The sequence below is a fragment of the Salinibacterium xinjiangense genome, from assembly GCF_014645015.1.
Lineage (GTDB): Bacteria > Actinomycetota > Actinomycetes > Actinomycetales > Microbacteriaceae > Rhodoglobus > Rhodoglobus xinjiangensis.
This window is the reverse complement of the sequence record NZ_BMLC01000004.1, coordinates 85,526-106,228: the sequence shown is the minus strand read 5'-3', so window position 1 is coordinate 106,228 and position 20,703 is coordinate 85,526. Positions and strand designations below refer to the sequence as shown.

The 20,703-nt window shown below is 61.8% G+C and carries 19 protein-coding genes and 2 tRNA genes; 6 read left to right on the top strand and 15 right to left on the bottom strand.

From position 1 onward, the window contains the following. Window position 1 precedes the first annotated feature (1 nt). From IEW81_RS12360 to pknB, 4 genes are all read left to right on the top strand, one after another. Window positions 2-1,429, top strand: coding sequence for an FtsW/RodA/SpoVE family cell cycle protein (locus tag IEW81_RS12360; protein ID WP_229671407.1), 1,428 nt, complete (start codon window positions 2-4; stop codon window positions 1,427-1,429). Further along, window positions 1,426-2,880, top strand: a complete 1,455-nt coding sequence (locus tag IEW81_RS12355; protein ID WP_097061597.1) for a peptidoglycan D,D-transpeptidase FtsI family protein — start codon at window positions 1,426-1,428, stop codon at window positions 2,878-2,880. The genes IEW81_RS12360 and IEW81_RS12355 overlap by 4 nt, the downstream gene beginning before the upstream one ends. Then, window positions 2,877-4,556, top strand: coding sequence for a protein kinase domain-containing protein (locus tag IEW81_RS12350; protein WP_097061596.1), 1,680 nt, complete (start codon window positions 2,877-2,879; stop codon window positions 4,554-4,556). Before IEW81_RS12355 ends, IEW81_RS12350 begins: the two co-directional genes overlap by 4 nt. 97 nt (window positions 4,557-4,653) lie before the next feature. Then, a complete protein-coding gene (pknB, locus tag IEW81_RS12345) occupies window positions 4,654-6,375 on the top strand; it encodes a Stk1 family PASTA domain-containing Ser/Thr kinase (RefSeq protein ID WP_179691902.1) in 1,722 nt (573 codons plus the stop codon). Between the two features lie 18 nt (window positions 6,376-6,393). Here the strand turns inward: pknB and IEW81_RS12340 are convergent, their stop codons facing one another. Genes IEW81_RS12340 through IEW81_RS12330 form a run of 3 tightly spaced genes read right to left on the bottom strand, consistent with a single transcriptional unit; the run spans window position 6,394 to window position 7,969 of the window. Next, entirely contained in the window at window positions 6,394-7,029 is a 636-nt protein-coding gene (locus tag IEW81_RS12340; RefSeq protein WP_097061595.1) for an anthranilate synthase component II, read from the bottom strand. Further along, window positions 7,026-7,187 (bottom strand): hypothetical protein, encoded by a 162-nt coding sequence (locus IEW81_RS12335; RefSeq protein ID WP_179691901.1) that lies wholly within the window; start codon window positions 7,185-7,187, stop codon window positions 7,026-7,028. Before IEW81_RS12335 ends, IEW81_RS12340 begins: the two co-directional genes overlap by 4 nt. Then, the gene (locus IEW81_RS12330) at window positions 7,187-7,969 is read right to left on the bottom strand and encodes a class E sortase (protein WP_097061594.1); all 783 of its coding nucleotides are present in this window, start codon (window positions 7,967-7,969) and stop codon (window positions 7,187-7,189) included. Before IEW81_RS12330 ends, IEW81_RS12335 begins: the two co-directional genes overlap by 1 nt. A 93-nt stretch (window positions 7,970-8,062) precedes the next feature. On the opposite strand from IEW81_RS12330, the gene IEW81_RS12325 reads away from it, so the two are divergent. Beyond that, window positions 8,063-8,308 carry a cell division protein CrgA gene (locus tag IEW81_RS12325; RefSeq protein ID WP_097061593.1) on the top strand — a complete coding sequence of 82 codons (246 nt, stop codon included), beginning with the start codon at window positions 8,063-8,065 and terminating at the stop codon, window positions 8,306-8,308. Between the two features lie 162 nt (window positions 8,309-8,470). Here the strand turns inward: IEW81_RS12325 and IEW81_RS12320 are convergent, their stop codons facing one another. After that, on the bottom strand, window positions 8,471-9,184 hold the full coding sequence (locus IEW81_RS12320; RefSeq protein WP_308421912.1) for a rhomboid family intramembrane serine protease: 714 nt from the start codon (window positions 9,182-9,184) through the stop codon (window positions 8,471-8,473). Between the two features lie 132 nt (window positions 9,185-9,316). Continuing rightward, the gene (locus IEW81_RS12315) at window positions 9,317-9,829 is read right to left on the bottom strand and encodes a peptidylprolyl isomerase (RefSeq protein WP_229671395.1); all 513 of its coding nucleotides are present in this window, start codon (window positions 9,827-9,829) and stop codon (window positions 9,317-9,319) included. A 156-nt stretch (window positions 9,830-9,985) separates the two neighbouring features. Here IEW81_RS12315 and IEW81_RS12310 point away from each other — a divergent pair, with 156 nt between their 5' ends. Beyond that, window positions 9,986-10,567 (top strand): hypothetical protein, encoded by a 582-nt coding sequence (locus tag IEW81_RS12310; RefSeq protein ID WP_097061590.1) that lies wholly within the window; start codon window positions 9,986-9,988, stop codon window positions 10,565-10,567. Between the two features lie 70 nt (window positions 10,568-10,637). Here the strand turns inward: IEW81_RS12310 and IEW81_RS12305 are convergent, their stop codons facing one another. The 10 genes from IEW81_RS12305 to dnaN all read right to left on the bottom strand — a co-directional run bounded on the left by IEW81_RS12305 (window position 10,638) and on the right by dnaN (window position 20,429). Continuing rightward, window positions 10,638-11,060 (bottom strand): NUDIX hydrolase, encoded by a 423-nt coding sequence (locus tag IEW81_RS12305; protein ID WP_097061589.1) that lies wholly within the window; start codon window positions 11,058-11,060, stop codon window positions 10,638-10,640. A gap of 74 nt (window positions 11,061-11,134) precedes the next feature. Next, a tRNA-Ala gene (locus IEW81_RS12300) sits at window positions 11,135-11,207 on the bottom strand. A gap of 117 nt (window positions 11,208-11,324) precedes the next feature. Then, window positions 11,325-11,398 (bottom strand) — tRNA-Ile (locus tag IEW81_RS12295). A gap of 48 nt (window positions 11,399-11,446) precedes the next feature. Further along, window positions 11,447-11,854 (bottom strand): DUF3566 domain-containing protein, encoded by a 408-nt coding sequence (locus IEW81_RS12290; RefSeq protein WP_097061588.1) that lies wholly within the window; start codon window positions 11,852-11,854, stop codon window positions 11,447-11,449. After that, complete coding sequence (gene gyrA, locus IEW81_RS12285) at window positions 11,847-14,426, bottom strand: DNA gyrase subunit A (protein ID WP_097061587.1); 2,580 nt, start codon at window positions 14,424-14,426, stop codon at window positions 11,847-11,849. The genes IEW81_RS12290 and gyrA overlap by 8 nt, the downstream gene beginning before the upstream one ends. A 42-nt stretch (window positions 14,427-14,468) precedes the next feature. Next, entirely contained in the window at window positions 14,469-16,499 is a 2,031-nt protein-coding gene (gyrB, locus tag IEW81_RS12280; protein WP_229671394.1) for a DNA topoisomerase (ATP-hydrolyzing) subunit B, read from the bottom strand. A 166-nt stretch (window positions 16,500-16,665) separates the two neighbouring features. After that, complete coding sequence (locus tag IEW81_RS12275) at window positions 16,666-17,208, bottom strand: DciA family protein (protein ID WP_097061772.1); 543 nt, start codon at window positions 17,206-17,208, stop codon at window positions 16,666-16,668. Further along, entirely contained in the window at window positions 17,198-18,358 is a 1,161-nt protein-coding gene (gene recF, locus IEW81_RS12270; RefSeq protein WP_097061586.1) for a DNA replication/repair protein RecF, read from the bottom strand. Before recF ends, IEW81_RS12275 begins: the two co-directional genes overlap by 11 nt. A gap of 13 nt (window positions 18,359-18,371) precedes the next feature. Next, complete coding sequence (gnd, locus tag IEW81_RS12265; protein ID WP_097061585.1) at window positions 18,372-19,256, bottom strand: phosphogluconate dehydrogenase (NAD(+)-dependent, decarboxylating); 885 nt, start codon at window positions 19,254-19,256, stop codon at window positions 18,372-18,374. Window positions 19,257-19,283: 27 nt separating this feature from the next. Next, window positions 19,284-20,429, bottom strand: a complete 1,146-nt coding sequence (dnaN, locus tag IEW81_RS12260) for a DNA polymerase III subunit beta (protein ID WP_097061584.1) — start codon at window positions 20,427-20,429, stop codon at window positions 19,284-19,286. Window positions 20,430-20,703 lie beyond the last annotated feature (274 nt).

The window sequence follows — 20,703 nt, the reverse complement described above, 5'->3', positions numbered from 1 at the left end:
CATCGCCGCCTCAACTGACACCGGAACCCTGTCGACGCTCACGTCGACGATCCGATTGCGCCTGAAAGTCCCCGCAAGGCTGCGTAACCTCGAGCTCGCGCTGCTCATCGTCGCGATCGGCATCGATGTGGGCGCCATCGCACTCGTGCAGCTCGGTGCGCTCGGCCAGCTCGAATCGAGCATGCTGGTTCAGGTCGGGATGCTCGGGGTGCTGGTTCTCGTGCTGCATGTCGTGCTGCGGGTCGTCGCCCGCGACGCCGATCCGCTGATCCTGCCCATCGCCACGGTTCTCAACGGCCTCGGCATCGCCATGATCTACCGCGTCGACCTGGCCTACGGGATGGCGGGCTGGGATAACGGGGGAGTGCGCCAGGTCGCCTGGACGGTGCTCTCGATAGTCATAGCGATCGCCGTGCTCCTCGTCGTGCGCAACCATCGCGTGCTGCAGCGCTATACCTATATCGCGATGGCCAGTGGCATCCTGCTGCTCATCCTGCCGATGCTGCCGCTGATCGGCAGTGACCTGGGAACCAGCGCACAGTTGTGGATTAAGATCGGGCCCTTCTCGTTCCAGCCCGGCGAGCTGGGCAAGGTCGCCCTGGCAATATTTTTCGCGGGTTACCTCGTAACCGCCCGGGATTCGCTCTCGATGGTCGGGCGGAAGATCCTCGGGATGCAATTCCCGCGGGCCCGCGATCTCGGTCCGGTGCTCGTCGTGTTCGCGGCATCCATGCTCGTGCTGGTGGTGCAACGTGACCTCGGAACCGCCCTGCTGTATTTCGGGCTGTTCCTGGTCATGCTCTATGTCGCGACCGGTCGCTCGAGCTGGATCGTGCTGGGTCTCGGGCTGTTCCTCCTCGGCGCGTTTGTGGCGAGCCAGACTCTCGGTTACGTGGGCGGTCGAGTGGATGCCTGGCTCGACGCGTTCAACCCTGAGATCTATGACGCTACCGGCGGCAGCTACCAGCTCGTGCAGGGGATGTTCGGTCTCGCCGATGGCGGCCTGATCGGCACCGGCCTGGGGCAGGGGAGTCCCGAGATCACGCCACTGGCCGAAAGCGACTACATCATCTCCGCGCTCGGTGAAGAGCTCGGGCTGATCGGCGTCTTCGCCATCCTGGGGCTTTATCTGCTCTTCGTCTCCCGCGGTTTCCGCATCGGATTCGCTGGACAGGATGACTTCGGTCGCCTCCTCGGCGTCGGGCTCTCTTTCGTCATCGCGTTGCAGGTCTTCGTGGTCATCGGCGGCGTGACAAGGGTCATCCCGCTGACCGGTCTCACGACCCCGTTTCTCGCGGCGGGAGGTTCGTCCCTCGTGGCCAACTGGATCATCGCCGCACTGCTGCTGAGGTTGTCGGATAGCGTCAGGAACCAGCCGCTACTCGTCGTCGACCCCATCCCTGACAGCCGTCTGGTGGTGAACAAGTGAATAAGGAACTGAAACGCGTCAGCACGGTCGTGCTGCTGATGTTCGTTGCGCTCTTCATCTCCACGTCGATCATCCAGGTGGTCGCCGTCGACAACCTGAAGGCAGACGGCCGCAACTCACGCACCCTCTACGCCAGTTACTCGGCCGAGCGCGGACCGATCCTCGTCGACGGTCAGCCCATCGCGCTGTCCCAGCCGAGTGACGACGAGTTCAAGTTCCAGCGGGTGTACACGAACGGGCCGCTGTACGCGCCCGTGACCGGATACCTCACCCTGAACCAGGGCAACACCGGGCTCGAGGATTCGCTCAACGACTACCTCAGCGGCACGTCGAACAACCAGTTCTTCGACCAGGTCAACGCGATCGTCACCGGCCAGAAGCCGAAGGGCGCCTCGGTGGAACTCACGATCGATCCGATCGTTCAACAGGCTGCCTGGGATGCGCTCGGCGACTACAAAGGTGCCGTCATCGCGATCCGGCCCAAGACCGGCGAGATCATCGCCATGGTGTCAAAGCCGACCTTCGACCCGAACCTGTTCGCCGTCCACGATTCCGCGCAGGTCATCGCGACCTACGACCAGTTACTCAATGACCCATCCGGGCCGCTGTTCAACCGCACGCTCGCCGGTGCCCTCGACCCGCCCGGTTCCACTTTCAAGCTCGTCGTAGCGTCAGCCGCCATTGACAGTGGGAGCTTCACGGCAGACAGCGCCTTCCCCAACCCCGCTACCCTGACGCTGCCGCAGTCGAGCTTCCAGATCAGCAACTCGGACGAAGCACCCTGCGGACCGGGGGACACCGCGACCATCGCCACCGCGGTCAGGCTGTCGTGCAACATCCCGATGGCCGAGCTAGGCCAGCAGCTCGGATACCGCGCCATCCTCGAGCAGGCCAATAAGTTCGGATTCAACGAGAGCATCGACGTTCCACTCACCTCAACCGCGAGCGTGTACCCGCGAGTGCTGGACGAGCCGAGCACGATGCTCTCGGCGTTCGGTCAGAGCGAGGTCCGGGCATCCCCACTCCAGATGGCGATGGTGTCGATGGCAATAGCCAATGGAGGAACGATCATGAAACCGAACCTGGTGGAGAGCATCCTGTCATCGAACCTGAACTCGATCGAGCAGTTCACCCCCACGGAATTCAGGCGGGCGATGAGCGAACAGACTGCCGCGACGATGAAGGGGCTCATGGTCGCATCTGTCGCCAACGGTGCTGCGAATACTGCCACAATAGATGGGGTCGATGTGGCGGGAAAGACCGGTACGGCAGAGAACGGCGCGGGTGATCCCTACACCCTGTGGTTCACCGGTTTCGCGCCGGCACAGGACCCCGAGGTTGTTGTCGCCGTCGTCGTACAGGATGGTGGCGGGCTGGGCCAGGATGGCCTGTCCAGCAGAATCTCAGCCCCCATTGGCAAGCAGGTATTAGAGGCGGTGTTGAACAGATGAGACCATCGAGTGGACTCACCTTCGGTGGCCGCTACCAGCTCTCCAGTCGCATCGCCATCGGTGGCATGGGTGAAGTGTGGCAGGCAACAGACCTGGTCATCGGTCGCACCGTCGCCATCAAAATCCTGAAGGACGAGTACCTCGGTGACCCCGGGTTCCTCGAGCGTTTCCGTGCCGAGGCGCGCCACGCGGCTCTTGTCAATCACGAGGGCATCGCCAACGTCTTCGACTACGGAGAAGAAGACGGTAGCGCCTACCTCGTCATGGAGCTCGTGCCCGGGGAGGCGCTGAGTGCGATCCTCGAGCGCGAGCGTGTGCTCTCGACCGACCGCGTCCTCGATATCGTCGCCCAGACCGCTGCAGCACTGCAGGCCGCCCACGCCGCCGGGCTGGTACATCGCGATATCAAGCCGGGAAACCTGTTGATCACGCCCGACGGCCGCGTGAAGATCACCGACTTCGGCATCGCTCGCATCGCCGACCAGGTCCCGCTCACCGCGACGGGCCAGGTCATGGGCACCGTGCAGTACCTGTCACCTGAACAGGCGAGCGGTCATTCGGCCTCACCGAGCACAGACATCTATTCGCTCGGCATCGTCGCGTACGAATCATTGGCTGGCCGACGCCCCTTCACGGGCGAATCGCAGGTCGCCATCGCCATGGCCCAGATCAACGAGACACCGCCCGAACTGCCGGCCACGGTTGCCGACCCGGTGCGCAATCTTGTCTACGCCTGTCTGGCCAAGAACCCTGCAGACCGGCCGGCCTCCACGTCCCACCTCGCCCGTGCAGCGCAGGCCCTGAGACGTGGAGATGTCGCAGCCGCCGCCGCTGCGGTGCCCGGCGTTCTCGGCGACGGCACTCTCGCAGCCACCGTCGGGCCCAACTATGGGCAAAACACCCAAGCCACCAGGGTCATGAGCACCCAGGGGCCGGTCCCTACCTCGACGGCGCCGATCGAGACCCGGACGCGCAACCCGTGGACGTGGCCGCTGGTTATCCTGATCTCACTACTGGCCCTGGTGCTGGTTGGCACGATCATTGCCCTCATCGTCAACCCGATCGAAAACCAGGAGGCACCGACGTCAGCACCCCCCACCCGTGCAGAGACGAGTTCGGCACCGCCCGCGTCCCCTCCGCCGCCCACGAGCGACAGAGTGGCTCTCGACCCGACGGAACTCGTGGGTCGAACCAGGGATGTCGTTGAGGCCCGACTGACCGAGCTCCGCCTCCTGCTCAACGGCAGGGATGGCACCGTCGCCCCTACCCCTGAGCAGGAGGGGCTGGCCTACAGCGCCACGCCCTCTGGCAACGTGCGTGTAGGCGAGACCATCACCGTTTCGTTCTATTCGGCCATTCCGGAGCAGCCGCCCACCGCTACGAAACCCGCACCGTCGGTGGCTTCGGCCGGTCCGTACCTCCCCGGCGCGGTCGTCACATTCACGTGGCCTGCCTACTCGGGCTGCCCGGCGGAGCACGTGCTGAGCGGCTTCAACGTACAGGCGATGAACGGAACCCCGCAGAATTCCAGCCAGCCCGCTAGCGCGACATCCGTCGACATTACGATCTCGAGCACGGTGGGAACCACGACCTCGGTGACCTACACCGCGGTATGTACCGATTTCGAGTCACCACTGTCTGACGCCACCTCCGTCACGGTCGTAACGGGACCCTAACGGTCGCAGTGGGCGCCAGAGTTCGTGTCGGCCCAGCGGTTACACTGTCGAGAGCATTGATTCCGCAGGTGTACCCGTGACGACCAGGAGATAGACCGTGATCGAAGGCGTGGCACAGGGTGTGCGTGAACTCGCCGGGCGCTACCAGGTCGGCGATCTCCTCGGGCACGGCGGCATGGCCGATGTACACGTGGGTACAGACAACCGACTCGGCCGACGTGTCGCGATCAAACTGTTGAAGCCGTCCCTGGCCCAGGATCCAGCCTTTCGCACCCGCTTCCGTCGCGAGGCACAGGATGCGGCCAAGATGGCCCATCCCACCATCGTCAGGATCTTCGACGCAGGCGAGGAGTCGGTCAGGGACGACCGCGGCGCTGAAGTTCTCGTGCCGTACATCGTCATGGAATACGTGGATGGCCAGTTGCTCAAAGATATCGTTGCCCGCGGGCCTCTCGAACCCGCAGAAGCCTGCCGCATCACTGGCCAGGTGCTGACCGCTCTCGAATACTCGCACCGCGCCGGAGTCGTGCACCGCGACATCAAGCCGGGCAACATCATGATCACCACGGGCGGCCAGGTCAAGGTGATGGACTTCGGTATAGCGAGGGCCATCTCCGATTCGTCGGCGACGATCGCGGAAACCAGCGCGATCGTCGGAACCGCTGCCTACTTCTCGCCTGAGCAGGCTCGCGGCGAGACCGTCGATGCCCGGACAGACCTTTACTCGACCGGCATCATGTTGTTCGAACTCCTTACCGGGCGCACACCGTTCAGGGGCGAGAACCCAGTCGCGGTCGCATACCAGCACGTCAACTCCGATGCTGCAGCACCGAGTTCGTTGAACCCGAGAGTGTCTCCGGCACTGGACGCCGTGGTGCTCCGCTCGCTGGCGAAAGACCGCTTCGGCCGGTATCAGAGCGCGAGCGATTTCCGGGCGGATGTCGAGACGGCCGCGGCCGGTTCTGTGCCCGTGCGCAAACAGGTAGCGACGAACGACTTCAACAGCACCCTTTTCGGAGTGAATCCGACGTCCACCGCCGGATCCGAGGCCGCCATCCGGCAACTGACGGTCGATCGTGATGACCGCGTCGCGCGCACCCAGAACCGCCCGCCCGTGGCCTGGATCTGGGCGGGAATCGTCACTATGGTGGCCGTGATCGTGGCCGTGATCTTCTGGACTTTCAACCTCACCCCCGCCAACCTCGCGCCAAACCTGTCGAGAGATGTGCCGAGCGTCGTGGGACAGAGCTACGAAGCGGGGGCGGCCACCCTCGAAGGCAGCGACCTCGTCCCCCGAAAACTCACGGAGTCCAGCGCCGACATACCTGAGAACGTCATCATCCGTACGGATCCGGTCTCCGGGATCCCGGTGTCGCCGGGCACAGCTATCAAGGTTTTCGTTTCGTCCGGCGAGGTGACCGTTGCCGTTCCCGATGTCTCCCGGTTGACCGAGGCCGATGCGATAGCCGGACTGGAAGCTCGGAAGCTCGTGTACGGAACCACGGCCAGGGACTATTCTCCCGACCTGCCGAACGGAGCTGTCATCCGGTCCGATCCTGCTGCCGGCGCGACTGTCGTGAGCGGGGAGAACATCCGGGAGGGTGACACGGTCGATCTCATCGTCTCCAATGGCCTCGTGAATGTGCCGGATCTTGCAGGAAGCTCACTGAAGAACGCGAATGATGCTCTCAGTGCCCTGCAACTGCCCGTGAGTGTGACGGCGGATCGGGGTTGTTCCGGCGGAACCGTGTCCGGTCAGTCCGTGGTCGGCGAACAGGCCCAGAAGACCGCAGTGACACTGCGAGTCTGCAGCGCCTGAGGTTCGGCCACCAGCCCGTTACAGCTTCACGAGCGGGTTGAGCCCGCGAGCCGTCTCAGCTGCGGCGGGGAGGCCGGCTACCGCGAGCCAGTTACCGAGCATCCGGTATCCACCCTCGGTGAGCACAGACTCCGGGTGAAACTGCACACCGAAAATGGGCTGGCTCTCATGCCTAACACCCATGATCACTCCCCCCTCCGTTCGCGACGTCACCACGAGGCCATCAGGAACCGTGGAATCGACGACTGCGAGTGAGTGGTACCTCGTGGCACGGAAGGGATGAGGCACACCGTCGTAGAACCCGCTGCCGTCGTGATCGATCATCGACGTCTTGCCGTGCATGAGCTCGTCCGCATGGGTCACTGTCGCACCCATCGCCTCAGCGATCGCCTGGTGCCCGAGACACACTCCCAGAAGCGGCTGGCCAGCGGCGAGTGCGGCATGAACGATGGGGATGCTCACACCGGCGTCCGCCGGAGTTCCGGGGCCGGGCGATAGCAGCACGGCGTCGTACCTGCTGATGACCTCTGCCACCGCATCCACCGAGAAGGCGTCATTTCGAAGCACCTCCGTTTCGGCGCCGAGCTGGATCAGGTACCCGTTCAGCGTGTAGACGAAACTGTCGTAATTGTCGATGACGAGTACGCGCGTCATGGTTGCTCCACCGTGACCTCCTGTGGTGTGACGAAGTGATCGGCCCAGGGGAACACCCAGAGCACGAGGGCGGCGAGCACGGCCGCTATAAGAAGGATAAGCAACAACAACCTCGTCCACCATGGGCCGGGCAGTATGCGCCAGAGCATGCCGTACATCAGCCGCCTCCGTTGGCTTGGCTCAGCTCGGCGATCTCGGCGGGTGCCCCGCCAGATCGGGGGAACCAGGTGTCGAATAACGAGTACACGATGATGCGTTCGTCGGCAGTGAAGACCGGGTTGCAACTCGTCAGCGTGAGTATTCGATCGGTAGCCGCAATGTCGGGTGATTGCGGAACCGGCTCGAGCACACCGACACCTGTTGCCGGCACATACTCGAGGCTGCGGACGACGTAGCGATACCAGCCCGCCTCCATCTCGAAGTAGATGGAGTCACCGACCTGAAGCTTCTCGATATCGAAGAAGGGTGAACCATTGCCCGTGCGATGCGCAGCAAATGCAGCGTTGCCCACGTCCCCGGGTATCTGCGTCCCCGGGTAGTGCCCTATCCCGTTTCGGAGAACATCGGCATCAATTCCCTCTGCGACAGGCTTTGTATAGTCCGCACCCAGTCGCGGCACGATGAGGTTGGCAAATTGCACCGCGTTTTTGGGGGCGGCCACAATGACGGGGGGTCCGGGATCGGGGCGCCCGGCGGGTTCCTCTGGCGTCGGCGGGTCACCCTTGCTCCAGGACTGACTGAGGGCCTGCGCTTGAACTGATTGGGCGTTGCTGCTGAGAAGGTTTCCCAACCAGACCTGCCAGCCCAGAAAAAGCAGCACCACCACTCCAGCAGTGATGAGTAGTTCACCCAGCACGCCCACCACGCTCAGGCGACGGCGCAACCTCAAAGCCTGCTTCTCGTGGCCACGGTTCAGGCGGCGCCCCTCCACTGTGGCCATAGTGTCGATTCTAAACCGCCGAGACCGTGTCGAACCCCCGTGATTGCTGGGTGCCCAGTATGGTCCAGCAGCTATCAGGCTAGGATCTTCTCCATGGCTCGTACGACATCACGCTCGAAGACCGACCGTCCCGCCGAAAACCGCACTGGTGAGCAAGCGCCGAACGCCGTGTGGTTCAAGCCCGTCATGTTCGGCTTCATGCTTCTCGGGCTCATCTGGATCATCGTGTTCTACGTGAGCAACAACACCCTTCCGATTCCTGACATCGGTGCAGGCAACATCCTGATCGGTTTCGGAATCATGTTCGTCGGCTTCCTGATGACCACTCGCTGGCGCTAGGCCCACTCGACGCTGTGGCGGCCTGACCAGCACTTCGCGGCTGGAGGCCCGATAACTACACGGGTGTAGTTATACCCATTGTGGAAAGCCTGTGGATAACTTTCCGGCCGGGTTGATTCCGCCCAACCGGTCCCAGCTCACGGCAATGAGGGGCTGTGCCGATCAAAAGCTGTAAAGCTGGATCCCCACGACAGTCAGTCCGAGAACCGTAGCCACGATGCCCGCCACGAGGGCGACCTGGGTCGAGCGTTGATCGCGGCGACGGGTCCGCAGGTAGACAAGCGCGACCGCGCTTCCCACGATGAGGCCACCGAGGTGCGCCTGCCAGGCGATGTTCGTGCCGGGCAGGAAGCCGATGACCAGGTTCAACCCGATCACGAGCAACAGCTGCACGTTATTGCCGCCCAGCTTCCGCTGGATGACGAAGTAGGCCCCGAGCAGGCCGAAGATCGCACCGGATGCCCCCACCACCGGCGTGTACGGCGCTAGCAGCAGCACGGCCACCGATCCGCCCAGCCCGGCGATCAGGTACAGGGCCAGGAATCTCAGCCGTCCCACCATTCCCTCGAGCAGCGGCCCGAAGATGAACAGGGAGAACATGTTGAAGAGGATGTGCAGCAATGAACCCTGCGAGTGCACGAACAGGGCCGTCAGCAACCTCCACGGTTCCGTTGCCGTGAGTGGACCATAAAATGCCAGCGCACTGGTGACGGGGCTCCCTGGAAGTACCTGGAGCACATAGACCAGCGCGGTGACACCGATAATGCTGAACGTGACGACCGGAGCATCCCTGGTGCGCCGCAGTGAGCTGAGAATCGCGGGCTTGCGCTTGGGCGCGGTGGCCTGCGCCTCCCTGATGCATTCGGGGCAGTGCACACCGACGGCCGCCTGTGTCTGGCACTGCGGGCAGATGGTTCGTCCGCAGCGCTGGCACAGGATGTAGCTCTGGCGGTCGGGGTGCCGGTAGCAATGACTAGCCGAGTTGCTCGGCGCGCTTGACACCGAGGTTCAGACCTCGTCGATGGTGACGCTCTCGATGACGACATCGGTGAGCGGCTTGTCGCGGCCATCGGTGTCGACGGCTTCGATCGCATCGACGACGCGCTTTGAATCCTCGTCAGCAACGACACCGAAGATGGTGTGCTTGCCCTGCAACCAGGGGGTGGGCACCGTTGTGATGAAGAACTGCGACCCGTTGGTGCCCTTGCCTCCGCGGGTTCCCGCGTTGGCCATTGCCAGCACGTAGGGCTGCGAGAAGTTGAGGTCGGGGTGGATCTCGTCGTCGAACTCGAATCCGGGGCCACCTGTGCCCTGGCCCAACGGGTCACCACCCTGAAGCATGAACTGCTTGATGATGCGGTGGAAGACGATGCCGTCGTACAACTTGTCTGTCGACACCTTGCCGGTCGCGGGGTGCTTCCACTCGATGGTGCCAGAAGCAAGGCCTGAGAAGTTCGCCACAGTCTTCACGGCGTGGTTGCCGAAGAGGTTGAGCTTGATGGTTCCGAGTGAAGTATTCATGGTTGCGACCGCTGTATGCATGGGCTAAGTCTTGCATAGGCACCCTGTGCGCGTACCCCGCATCACCCAGTCGCCTCACAGGCAACGTATTACCTCTCATCCATGCGACATGACAGTATGGTGAGACGTTTCGATCCCCACTGGAGGTTTTCCCTCATGGCACTATCACGCAAGCGCCGTAAAGAGCTCAAAAAGTTGAAGGGCCAGGCCGGAGACCTGTGGGACGACCAGAGGGAACTGCTTGAGCACGCGAACCGTGTCGCTCGCGAAGCTCGCCGCCAGGCTTCCCACTACGCACGCGAAGAAGTCTCTCCTCGCATCCGCGACAAGTACGACGACACCCTGCGTCCCGTGGTCGACACCGCGCGGGCAGCTGCCGAAACTGGCCTCTCCACTGCCCGTTCAGCGGCAAGCCACACTCGCCACCGTATCTCCGACGACGTCATCCCCGGAGTTACATCAGCACTCGGCGCCGCACTCGCCGCGATCGAGGTAGCGAAGAATCACCAGGTGCAGGATGCGATGAATCGTGCCGCGAAGTTCGGCAACGACGTTGGAACACGGGTCGGCATCGTCAAGCCGAAGCCGTCGGTAGGACCGGGCAAGTACATCCTTATCGGCTTCGGCGTTGTCGCTTTCGCCGTCGTGGCCTATGCAGCGTGGCAGACGCTTCGCGCCGACGACGACCTGTGGGTCGAGGAGACCGCCATCGAGACTCCGCTCGCAAACGAGAGCTGATCCAGCCTCCATCGAAACGGCCAGCATCGCGGTGCTGGCCGTTTCTCTGTTAACCGCGGTTGCCGGTCGGCTACGAGGGCTGGCCTTCCCGGAAGGCTTTCAGGCCGACATCGACCAGGCTCACCCGCGGAAGATCCTGCACTTCGGCCAACGCGAACCAGCGCGCCTCGTTGCTCGAGCCGTCAACCTCGTGGGTGAGTTCACCAGCGATGATTCGCGCCTCGTAGACGATCCGAAACGAGTGCAGCGACACACCGGCCAAGCCGAGCCGCGCGTGCCCTGGGATCACGATGGAGTCTGCGTTGAGTAGGCGTTCCAGCGAGGCAGTGAACCCGGTTTCCTCGCGGATCTCGCGGATCGCGGCATCCATCGGCTGTTCGCCCTCCTCGATCCCTCCACCAGGCAGTGACCATTTTCCGCCCTCGTGCCAGTAGGTGAGGAGGATGGCCCCATCGACGACGATCACACCGTATGCGCCGACGCGGATATCCATGACGAAAGCTTAGGGCCGGAAGTCTGATGCAACGAAAAAGCGCCACCCTGGCCGGGCGGCGCTTATCCAACCTGTGGAGCCTAGGGGAATCGAACCCCTGACCTCCTGCTTGCAAAGCAGGCGCTCTACCAATTGAGCTAAGGCCCCGTGCACCACGACTCCCTGCGGATCCGTAACTCTCGGTTGTGCTGTTTGAGTGATCTCACAGAGACTGGTCTCCTGTGAAAACCACCCTGATGTAGCCGGTGATTCTGGGTCTTTCGGTGGGGATACGAGGACTTGAACCTCGGACCTCTTCGTTATCAGCGAAGCGCTCTAACCGCCTGAGCTATATCCCCCAGACCAGATAAGAACTTACCTTATCCAGACCAGATTCACGTAATCGGTCAGTTGTTGGTGAACCCGACCAGCAGCCCGCCGGTAATCCTCACGCTGAAGTTGTACAGCATGCTGGCGATCGCGCCGAGGGCAGTACCCACGACCACATTGAGCACGGCGATGACGATGGCGAACAACGCGACCTGACTAAGCGAGACACTCGTCGTCACGCTGAAGGTAGGCTCACCGAGGACGTCTTTCAGGATCGCGTCCAGGTCTCCAAAGATGCCCGTCGAGTTCAGCACTACCCAGATCAGCACCACTGCGACCACGAGCACGATTCCGAGCGACACGGTAATCAGGAACGAGAACTTCACAGCAGACCAGAAGTCGATGTAAACCAGCTTGAGACGAACCTGCTTGGTGGCTACCTGGCGTTGAGACTTTCGCTGCAGCTTCTCGGCGACACTACTCATCTATCGACTCGTCCTTCCCAGAGGATTCCACAACATTATGGCCGGGCTCGACCGGAACGTCGGGTTCCTGGTTTTCTAGATTTCGTTCGCTGTTGCGAGCGATGGCGATGATCCGGTCGTCCTCCGCAAATCTGGCGAAGACCACTCCCATGGTGTCACGACCCTTCGCTGGAACCTCGGCGACAGACGAGCGTACCACCTTGCCGCTGGCAAGAACCACGAGCACTTCGTCTTCGTCGTCGACGATGAGCGCGCCGGCGAGGTCACCCCTTGCTTCGGCGAGTTTCGCAACCTTGATGCCGAGGCCACCCCTGTTCTGCACTCGATACTGGTCGACGGAGGTGCGCTTGGCATATCCACCCTCGGTGACAACGAAGACATACCCACTGTCGGTGACAACGCTTGCCGACAGCAACTGGTCTTCATTGCGGAAGTGCATGCCGATGACACCGGATGTTGACCGACCCATGGGCCGCATTGCTGCATCGGACGCAGTGAATCGAATCGACATCCCCTTGCGCGAGACCAGCAGCACGTCTGAATCCTCTTCGACGAGCATCGCCGAGACGACCTCATCGCCCTCCCGCAGGTTGATCGCGATGATGCCGCCGGTGCGGTTTGTGTCGTATTCGGTAAGCGCCGTCTTCTTGACCAGGCCCCCACGGGTGGTGAGTACGAGATATTTGGCGGCAGCGTAATCCGGGATATCGAGGATCTGTGCGATCTCTTCCCCTGCCTGCATGGCGAGCAGGTTGGCGACGTGCTGGCCTTTGGCGTCACGCCCCGCTTCCTGCAACTCGTAGGTTTTGGCACGGTAGACCCGGCCAGTGTTCGTGAAGAACAACAGCCAGTGGTGGGTGGTTGTGACGAAGAAGTGGTCAACCACGTCATCCGCCCTCAGCTGCGCGCCCTTGACGCCACGACCACCGCGGTGCTGGCTGCGGTAGTTGTCGCTCCGCGTGCGCTTGATGTAGCCACCTCGAGTGACGGTCACCACCATCTCTTCTTCGGGGATGAGGTCTTCTATGCTCATATCGCCGTCGAAGCCGAACATGATCTCGGTGCGACGCTCATCGCCATACTTCGCTACGAGCTCGGTGAGTTCTTCACTCACAATGTCGCGCTGAAGCTGGGGGCTGGCGAGGATCACTTTGAACCCAGCGATCTCGACTTCGATCGCCGCGAGATCTTCCATGATCTTCTGGCGTTCGAGTGCCGCAAGACGGCGCAACTGGAGATCGAGAATCGCCCTGGCCTGAAGCTCGTCGACCGCCAGCAGGGTGATGAGACCCTCGCGCGCCTCTTCCACTGTGGGCGAACGGCGGATCAGGGCGATGACCTCATCGAGAGCATCCAGCGCTTTCACGTATCCCCGGAGGATGTGTGCGCGTTCCTCAGCCTTGCGGAGCCGGTAGGCCGTGCGCCTGACGATGACGTCGATCTGATGGGTGGCCCACGCCGTGATGAACCCGTCGATCGAGAGCGTGCGCGGGATCCCGTCGACGATCGCGAGCATATTCGCGCCGAAGTTCTCCTGCAGCTGTGTGTGCTTATAGAGGTTGTTCAGCACGACCTTGGCGACAGCATCGCGCTTGAGCACGACGATGAGTCGCTGGCCCGTGCGACCGGATGTCTCGTCCCTGATGTCGGCGATGCCGGCGAGTTTTCCGTCCTTCACGAGGTCGGCGATCTTCAGTGCCAGGTTGTCTGGGTTGACCTGGTAGGGCAATTCGGTCACGACGAGGCAGGTGCGACCCTGAAGCTCTTCGACAGTGACGACTGCGCGCATGGTGATGGAGCCACGCCCCGTGCGGTACGCGTCCTGGATCCCCTTGATTCCCAGAATTTGGGCTCCGGTCGGGAAGTCAGGTCCCTTGACACGCTGGATCAGCGCCTCGATCAACTCTTCCCTGGTCGCGTCGGGGTTGGCCAGGTGCCAGAGGGCGCCCTCACCCACTTCGCGAAGGTTGTGCGGCGGAATATTCGTGGCCATGCCGACCGCGATTCCGACGGAACCGTTGACGAGAAGGTTGGGGAAGCGACTCGGTAGTACCGTCGGCTCCTGCGTACGACCGTCGTAGTTGTCCTGGAAGTCGACGGTGTCTTCTTCCATGTCGCGGACCATCTCCATGGCCAGAGGAGCCATCTTGGTCTCGGTGTAACGGTGGGCCGCTGCGCCATCGTTTCCGGGGGATCCGAAGTTGCCCTGCCCGAGAGCAAGGGGATACCTTAGGCTCCACGGCTGCACCAGCCGAACGAGGGCGTCGTAGACCGAGGAGTCACCGTGCGGGTGGAACTGGCCCATCACGTCGCCGATGACGCGGGTGCACTTCGAAAACCCCTTGTCCGGGCGGTAGCCACCGTCGTACATCGCATAGATCACACGGCGGTGCACGGGCTTCAATCCGTCGCGCACCTCGGGTAGCGCGCGACCGACGATGACACTCATGGCGTAGTCGAGGTACGACCGCTGCATTTCGAGCTGGAGGTCGACCTGCGTGATCTTGTCGTGCGTATGATCAACGATCTTGTCGCTGAATATCGATTCTTCTGGTTCTGTTACGTCAGCCATTGGTGTGCCCTAAAAGTCGTTACGCCGCGAAAGTGGTGAGTTCTAGATATCCAGGAAGCGGACATCTTTGGCGTTGCGCTGGATGAAGTTGCGTCGTGATTCGACGTCTTCGCCCATGAGCGTGGAGAAGATCTCGTCAGCGGCGGCCGCATCATCCAGGGTGACCTGCAAGAGGGTGCGAGTCGCTGGATCCATCGTGGTCTCCCACAGCTCCTTGTAGTCCATCTCGCCGAGCCCCTTATAGCGCTGGATGCCGTTGTCTCGCGGTACACGCTTCCCCGAGGCGAGCCCGAGCTCCATCAGCGCATCCCGCTCCCGGTCGCTGTAGACATACTCGTGCTGGGCGTTGCTCCACTTCAACCTGTACAGCGGTGGCTGCGCGAGGTACACGTAGCCCAGGTCGATGAGCGGTCGCATGTAGCGAAAGAGCAGTGTGAGCAGCAGTGTCGTGATGTGCTGGCCGTCGACGTCGGCATCTGCCATCAGTACGATCTTGTGGTACCTGGCCTTGGTGGGGTCGAAGTCCTCCCCGACACCGGCGCCGAACGCGGTGATCATCGCCTGCACTTCGGCGTTTCCGAGAGCGCGATCGAGTCGCGCCTTCTCAACGTTCAGGATCTTGCCGCGCAGAGGGAGGATCGCCTGGAACTCAGGGTTCCTGCCCTGCACGGCCGAGCCCCCGGCCGAGTCACCCTCGACCATGAAGATCTCGGACAGCGCAGGGTCTTTGCTCGAGCAGTCGCGCAGCTTTCCGGGCATCCCGCTGGATTCCAGAAGCCCCTTACGGCGGGTCTGCTCACGCGCCTTCCTCGCAGCGATTCGCGCCTGGGAGGCCTGGATGGCTTTGCGGATCACGTCGCGCGCCTGGGTGGGGTTACGGTCGAACCAGTCGCCAAGCTGCTGGCCGGCCAGCTTCTGCACGAATGCTTTCGCTTCGGTGTTGCCCAGCTTGGTTTTGGTCTGGCCTTCGAACTGCGGTTCGGCTAGCTTGACGGAGATTACAGCGGTGAGACCTTCGCGGACGTCGTCACCGGAGAGATTCTCGTCCTTTTCCTTGATGATGTTCTTCTCACGCGCATAGCGGTTGACGAGAGTCGTCAGCGCGGCCCTGAAGCCTTCTTCATGGGTGCCACCCTCGTGGGTGTTGATCGTGTTGGCATAGGTGTGCACGCTCTCGGTGTATCCATTAGTCCACTGCATCGCTACTTCGAGCGAGATCTTCTTATCGAAGTCCTCCCACTCGAACGCGATCACATCGGGGTGGATGAGGTCGTTCTTTTTCGCCTTGTTCAGGTACTCGACGTAGTCGACCAGTCCGCGCTCGTACATGTAGCTCTCGGAGACTTCTTCGTCGCCGCGCTCATCCGTGATGGTGATGCGCAGTCCCTTGTTCAGGAATGCCATCTGCTGGAACCTGGCACGGAGGGTCTCGTAGTCGAACTCGACGGTCTCGAACGTCTCCCTGCTCGGCCAGAAGGTCTGCTGGGTGCCTGTTTCGTCTGACGATTCGCCCTTCTGGAGGGGCCCGGTGGGCACGCCATCCTTGAAGCTCATACGCCAGACGGCGCCCTGTCGCCGAACCTCGGTGTCGACCTCGCTCGACAGCGCATTGACCACCGAGATACCGACGCCGTGCAGTCCACCCGACACCGCGTAACCGCCGCCGCCGAACTTTCCACCAGCGTGCAGGATCGTCATGACGACCTCGACCGTCGACTTCTGCTCCTGCTGATTCAGGTCGACAGGGATGCCGCGACCGTTGTCGCGCACGCGCACCGAACCGTTGGCCCGGATCCACACGTCGATCGTGTCGCAGTATCCGGCGAGAGCTTCATCCACCGAGTTGTCGACGACTTCGTAGACGAGGTGATGAAGACCCCGCGGACCGGTTGAGCCGATGTACATTCCCGGCCGCTTTCGAACAGCTTCCAATCCTTCGAGGATCTGGATCTGGTCGGCGCCGTAGCTGTCAGCAGCAACGTGTCCGTTGGAGAGGGTTCCGTGGGCGCTCGAGTCGTCGGGGATACGGGGGAGGGCTTGTGCTTCGCTATCGCCGCGCGCGCTGTCTGTCATTTTGAATTAGGCTCCTGCCGATTCGGTACTCGCCATCCGGGGCAGAAATCTCCACACAGGGAGGGGCGCCCGACGGCCTCGACAAGTCTACCAAAAAGCACCTCAGCAAGGGGCTGATTCGGCCATCTGGGGACTGTTCCCGTAACGGGTGACCAGATTTGCCCTGCTAGCCGTACGTATCGCGTGGGCCGCGGCCTGGAATTGATCTAAGCCCTCGTTTCCAGGAGGGGGCGTTCGGGCCCTCAAAGCGAACGGACTCGATTCCCGCATCCGGGAAGCGCTGGGCGATCGTGGTGGTGATCTGGGAACGCATCAACCGGAGCTGAGTCGCCCATGCGGTGGAGTCGCACGAAATCGTCAACACACCATCCTCGATTCCCTGAGGCGACGAGTGTTCAGCAGTGTCGACACCGACGATCGCGGGCCAGGAGGTGAGCAGGGCAGAGCGGGCTAACGGAGAGGTCCAGCCCATCTTCGAGGTGAGCCCGTCGATGACGTCAGCGAGCCCATGCGGGTCCCGGCCCTCCGCAAACGGGACGCTCGCACCCTCCTTCTTATTTTTTTTCCGCTTCCTGGCTGTCGCCGACCTCGTGCTCGCGTCTCCGAAGACCTTTCGGAACCTCAGGTAGACAGCGACATGCTCATCGCGACCGCTGTCGATGGCGAGGTCGTCATCATCGCTTTCGTCCTGTTCGCTGTCATCGCTCATCATCGGACACCACCTTCCCACCTTTGATGCGCACGACGGTTCCCGCAAGCTGCTCAGGCACATCACCGAACACTGCCGCCGTGATCAGGACCTGCTCGAAGTCGCCGACAGCCGTCGCGAGTCGACCGCGTCGTGACTCATCGAGTTCTGCGAAGACGTCATCGAGGATCACGACCGGGTCGCCGGATGACGACTCGCGCCGAAGCACTTCAGCCGAGGCGAGTTTCAATGCCAGGGCGAATGACCAGGACTCCCCGTGGCTGGCGTACCCGCGGGCGGGCATCCCATTCAGCTCGAGGATCACGTCATCCCGGTGAGGCCCACCCAGCGTGATTCCCCGCTCCATCTCCGAGCGCCTGAGACGCGAGAGAGACGCGCGGAAACCCTCGGTGACCATGACATTCTCAAGCGGACCCGACCTTGTCGCCGAGGAATCCACTGTGTCATCATCAGCGCTGCTCGCAAAAATGCTGAGGTAGCTGGACACCTTTGCCGCATGGTCAGCTCCCGCGATGCTCCGGTATGCCCGTGCGACCTCGGGGCTGAGTTCAGCGAGTAGTGAACTCCTCGCGACGATGATCTCTGAGCCGAACGATACGAGCCGCTCGTCCCAGATATCGAGGGTAGACAGGTCGCTCCGCGCATTTCGGGCCGTCTTCAACAGGGTATTGCGCTGACGAAGAACCCTCTCGTAGTCGGCGATCACCCCGCTCATGCGCGGAGTGCGCAGCACCAGGAGCTCATCCAGGAAGCGGCGCCGCCCGGATGGATCACCGCGCACGAGTGCGAGGTCTTCTGGTGCGAACAGGACGCTGGAGAAGTAACGCGGAAGTTCCCGGGTCTTGATTGCGGAACGGTTGATCTGCGCCCGATTGGCACCCGCACGATTGAGTTGCACCTCAGCCAGGATCTCGCGTTCGCCGTGCACGAGGCGGGCCCTGACGATTGCCGAATCCTGCCCCTGGCGGATCATGGCATGGTCAGTGGAGACGCGGTGGGAACCGAGGGTGCTCAGGTAACCGAGCGACTCCACGAGGTTCGTCTTCCCCTGGCCATTGCTACCGACGAAGAGGTTGGCTCCGGGATTCAGCGCGACGTCGAGGGTCTCGTAATTCCTGAAGTCGGTGAGGGTGAGATGAGAGACGATCACTGGGTCACGTCGTTCAACTCTTACGAGCGGCGTGGCCACCAAACTGGTTACGGAGAGCCGCGACGGCCTTCATCGATGGCGAATCCTTCTGGCGTGAGACGAATCTCGCAAAGATCGCGGCACTGATGGTGGGCACGGGTACCGCGCGATCCAATGCCTCGTGGACGGTCCACCGACCCTCGCCCGAATCTTCGACATAACCACTGATTTCTGTAAATTCTGGATCTTCCTCGAGCGCCTTAACGAGAAGCTCGAGCAGCCATGACCTAACAACAGTCCCGCGCTGCCATGCCTTAAAAGAACCCGTCACGTCGGTGACCAGATCTTTACGACTATCCAGCAACTCATAACCCTCAGCCCACGCCTGCATCAGCGCGTACTCGATGCCGTTGTGCACCATCTTGACGTAGTGCCCCGCACCGATCGGGCCGGCATGCACGAACCCCTCATTCCGCGGACCCGCGGGTCGCAGCGCATCAAAAATCGGCATGGCGCGCTCTATATCGGCTGCGTCCCCGCCGGCCATAAGCCCGTAACCGTTCTCCAGCCCCCAAACTCCGCCGGAAACGCCGACATCCAGGAATCTGATCTCTTTCGTTGCGAGGAAATCCCCGTGCACTGCATCGTCGGTGTACCGCGAGTTTCCACCATCAATCACAAGATCACCGGCACTCAGTACATTCGCCACGCTGTGAATGACGTCATCGGTGATCTTGCCCGAGGGGACCATGACCCAAACGATCCTGGGGGCGGGGAGCGCCAGCGCAAGGTCTTCGAGACTCGCAACATCGGTCACTGCCGGATCCGGGTCGTACCCCGTGACGGTGAGCCCCTGTGTGCGCAAACGCGCACGCATGTTATTGCCCATTTTTCCCAGGCCGATGATGCCGATGTGCATCGAAAAACTCCTCAGGAGTAGGGGTGGTTAGCGCAACAGCAGGTTGGGCTGGAGTAGATATTTGTAATTGTCCGCCCCGGGCTGATCTTTCGAAGACTGGCTCGTGATCAGCACCGGTCCCGGCTTATTGGGATTGTCGGTCTTCGTGAAAGAGATGCGGACAAACTCGGAATGGACGGAACTGAGGCCATCGAGCAGGAACTGGGGTTTGAGTGAAACGACGGTGTCAACGCCAGTGAGGAACGCGTCGATTGATTCGGATGCCTGGGCTTGCTCCGAGCCGATGGCCTCAAGGGTTACTCCCTCGATGGTGAAGGTGAATCGAAGAGCCGCCTCTCGCTCCAGCACGAGGGACACCCGCCGTACGGCTTCGATGAGTTCAGCGGTGTTGATGACTGCATAGTTGTCGACGGTGTCTGGAAACAGACGTCGTACCGGGGGGAAGTTGCCCTTGATCAGCAGCGAGGTGACCGTCTTCTTGTCGGCCCGGAAGGCAATTAACTCGCGATCATCGGTGCTTGTGATTGCCACCGATATATTGCCGCTGTGCCCAAAGGTCTTGCCGATCTCGACAAGTGTCCTCGCTGGAACGAGCGCTGTTGCTGTTTCGACTCCCGAGTTACCCGCGTCCCATTCGATCTGACGGATTGCGACACGATAGCGATCTGTCGCTACGAGGGAGACGCTGTTCTCAGAAACTTCGAGCTGGACGCCCGTGATGACCGGCGTCACGTCATCCCGGGACGCGGCGACCGCGACTTGCGCGATTGCTGCAGCGAAGTCCTCAGCGCGAAGTATGCCTGCTTTTTCCGACACCTGGGGGAGGGTTGGATACTCTTCGACCGGCATGCTGAGAAGCGTGAAGTGGCCAGCTCCACATGCGACGGTGATTCGCCCCTCATCAGTGGAGAAAGTAACCGGCGCGTTGGGGAGCCGGCTCGCGATATCGGCGAGGAGGCGACCAGAGACCAGCACGCGGCCGGGCTCTTCAACGGTTGCGCTGATCTCGGTACGAGCCGACACTTCATAGTCAAATGACGAGAGTATGAGTCCGTCTTTGGTTGTTTCAATCAGGATGCCACTCAGGATCGGCAGCGTCGTGCGCTGTGGAAGCAGCTTGACGGCGAATGAGACGGCTTCACTGAACACATCGCGATTTACCTGGAACTTCACTTAGTTCACCCCTAACGCGTTGTGTGGACTGGCCGGTTAATACTGGCACAGGCGGCCCGCGCCCGGACCATGGGTTGATTCTCGAGCAAAATCTTCTTTATAAAGAACAACATTCTTAACCGTTGTGGAGACTGTGGATAACCCTCTCACTTCGATGCATCCACTGGAAACTACATGCGTGTGAGTTGTGTAGTACGGCTCGGATTAACTACGGAAGTCGCAGGCCGTGAAGCGCTCATGCCAGCGCGGAGTCCACAGGGTCTTTTTTTGTATC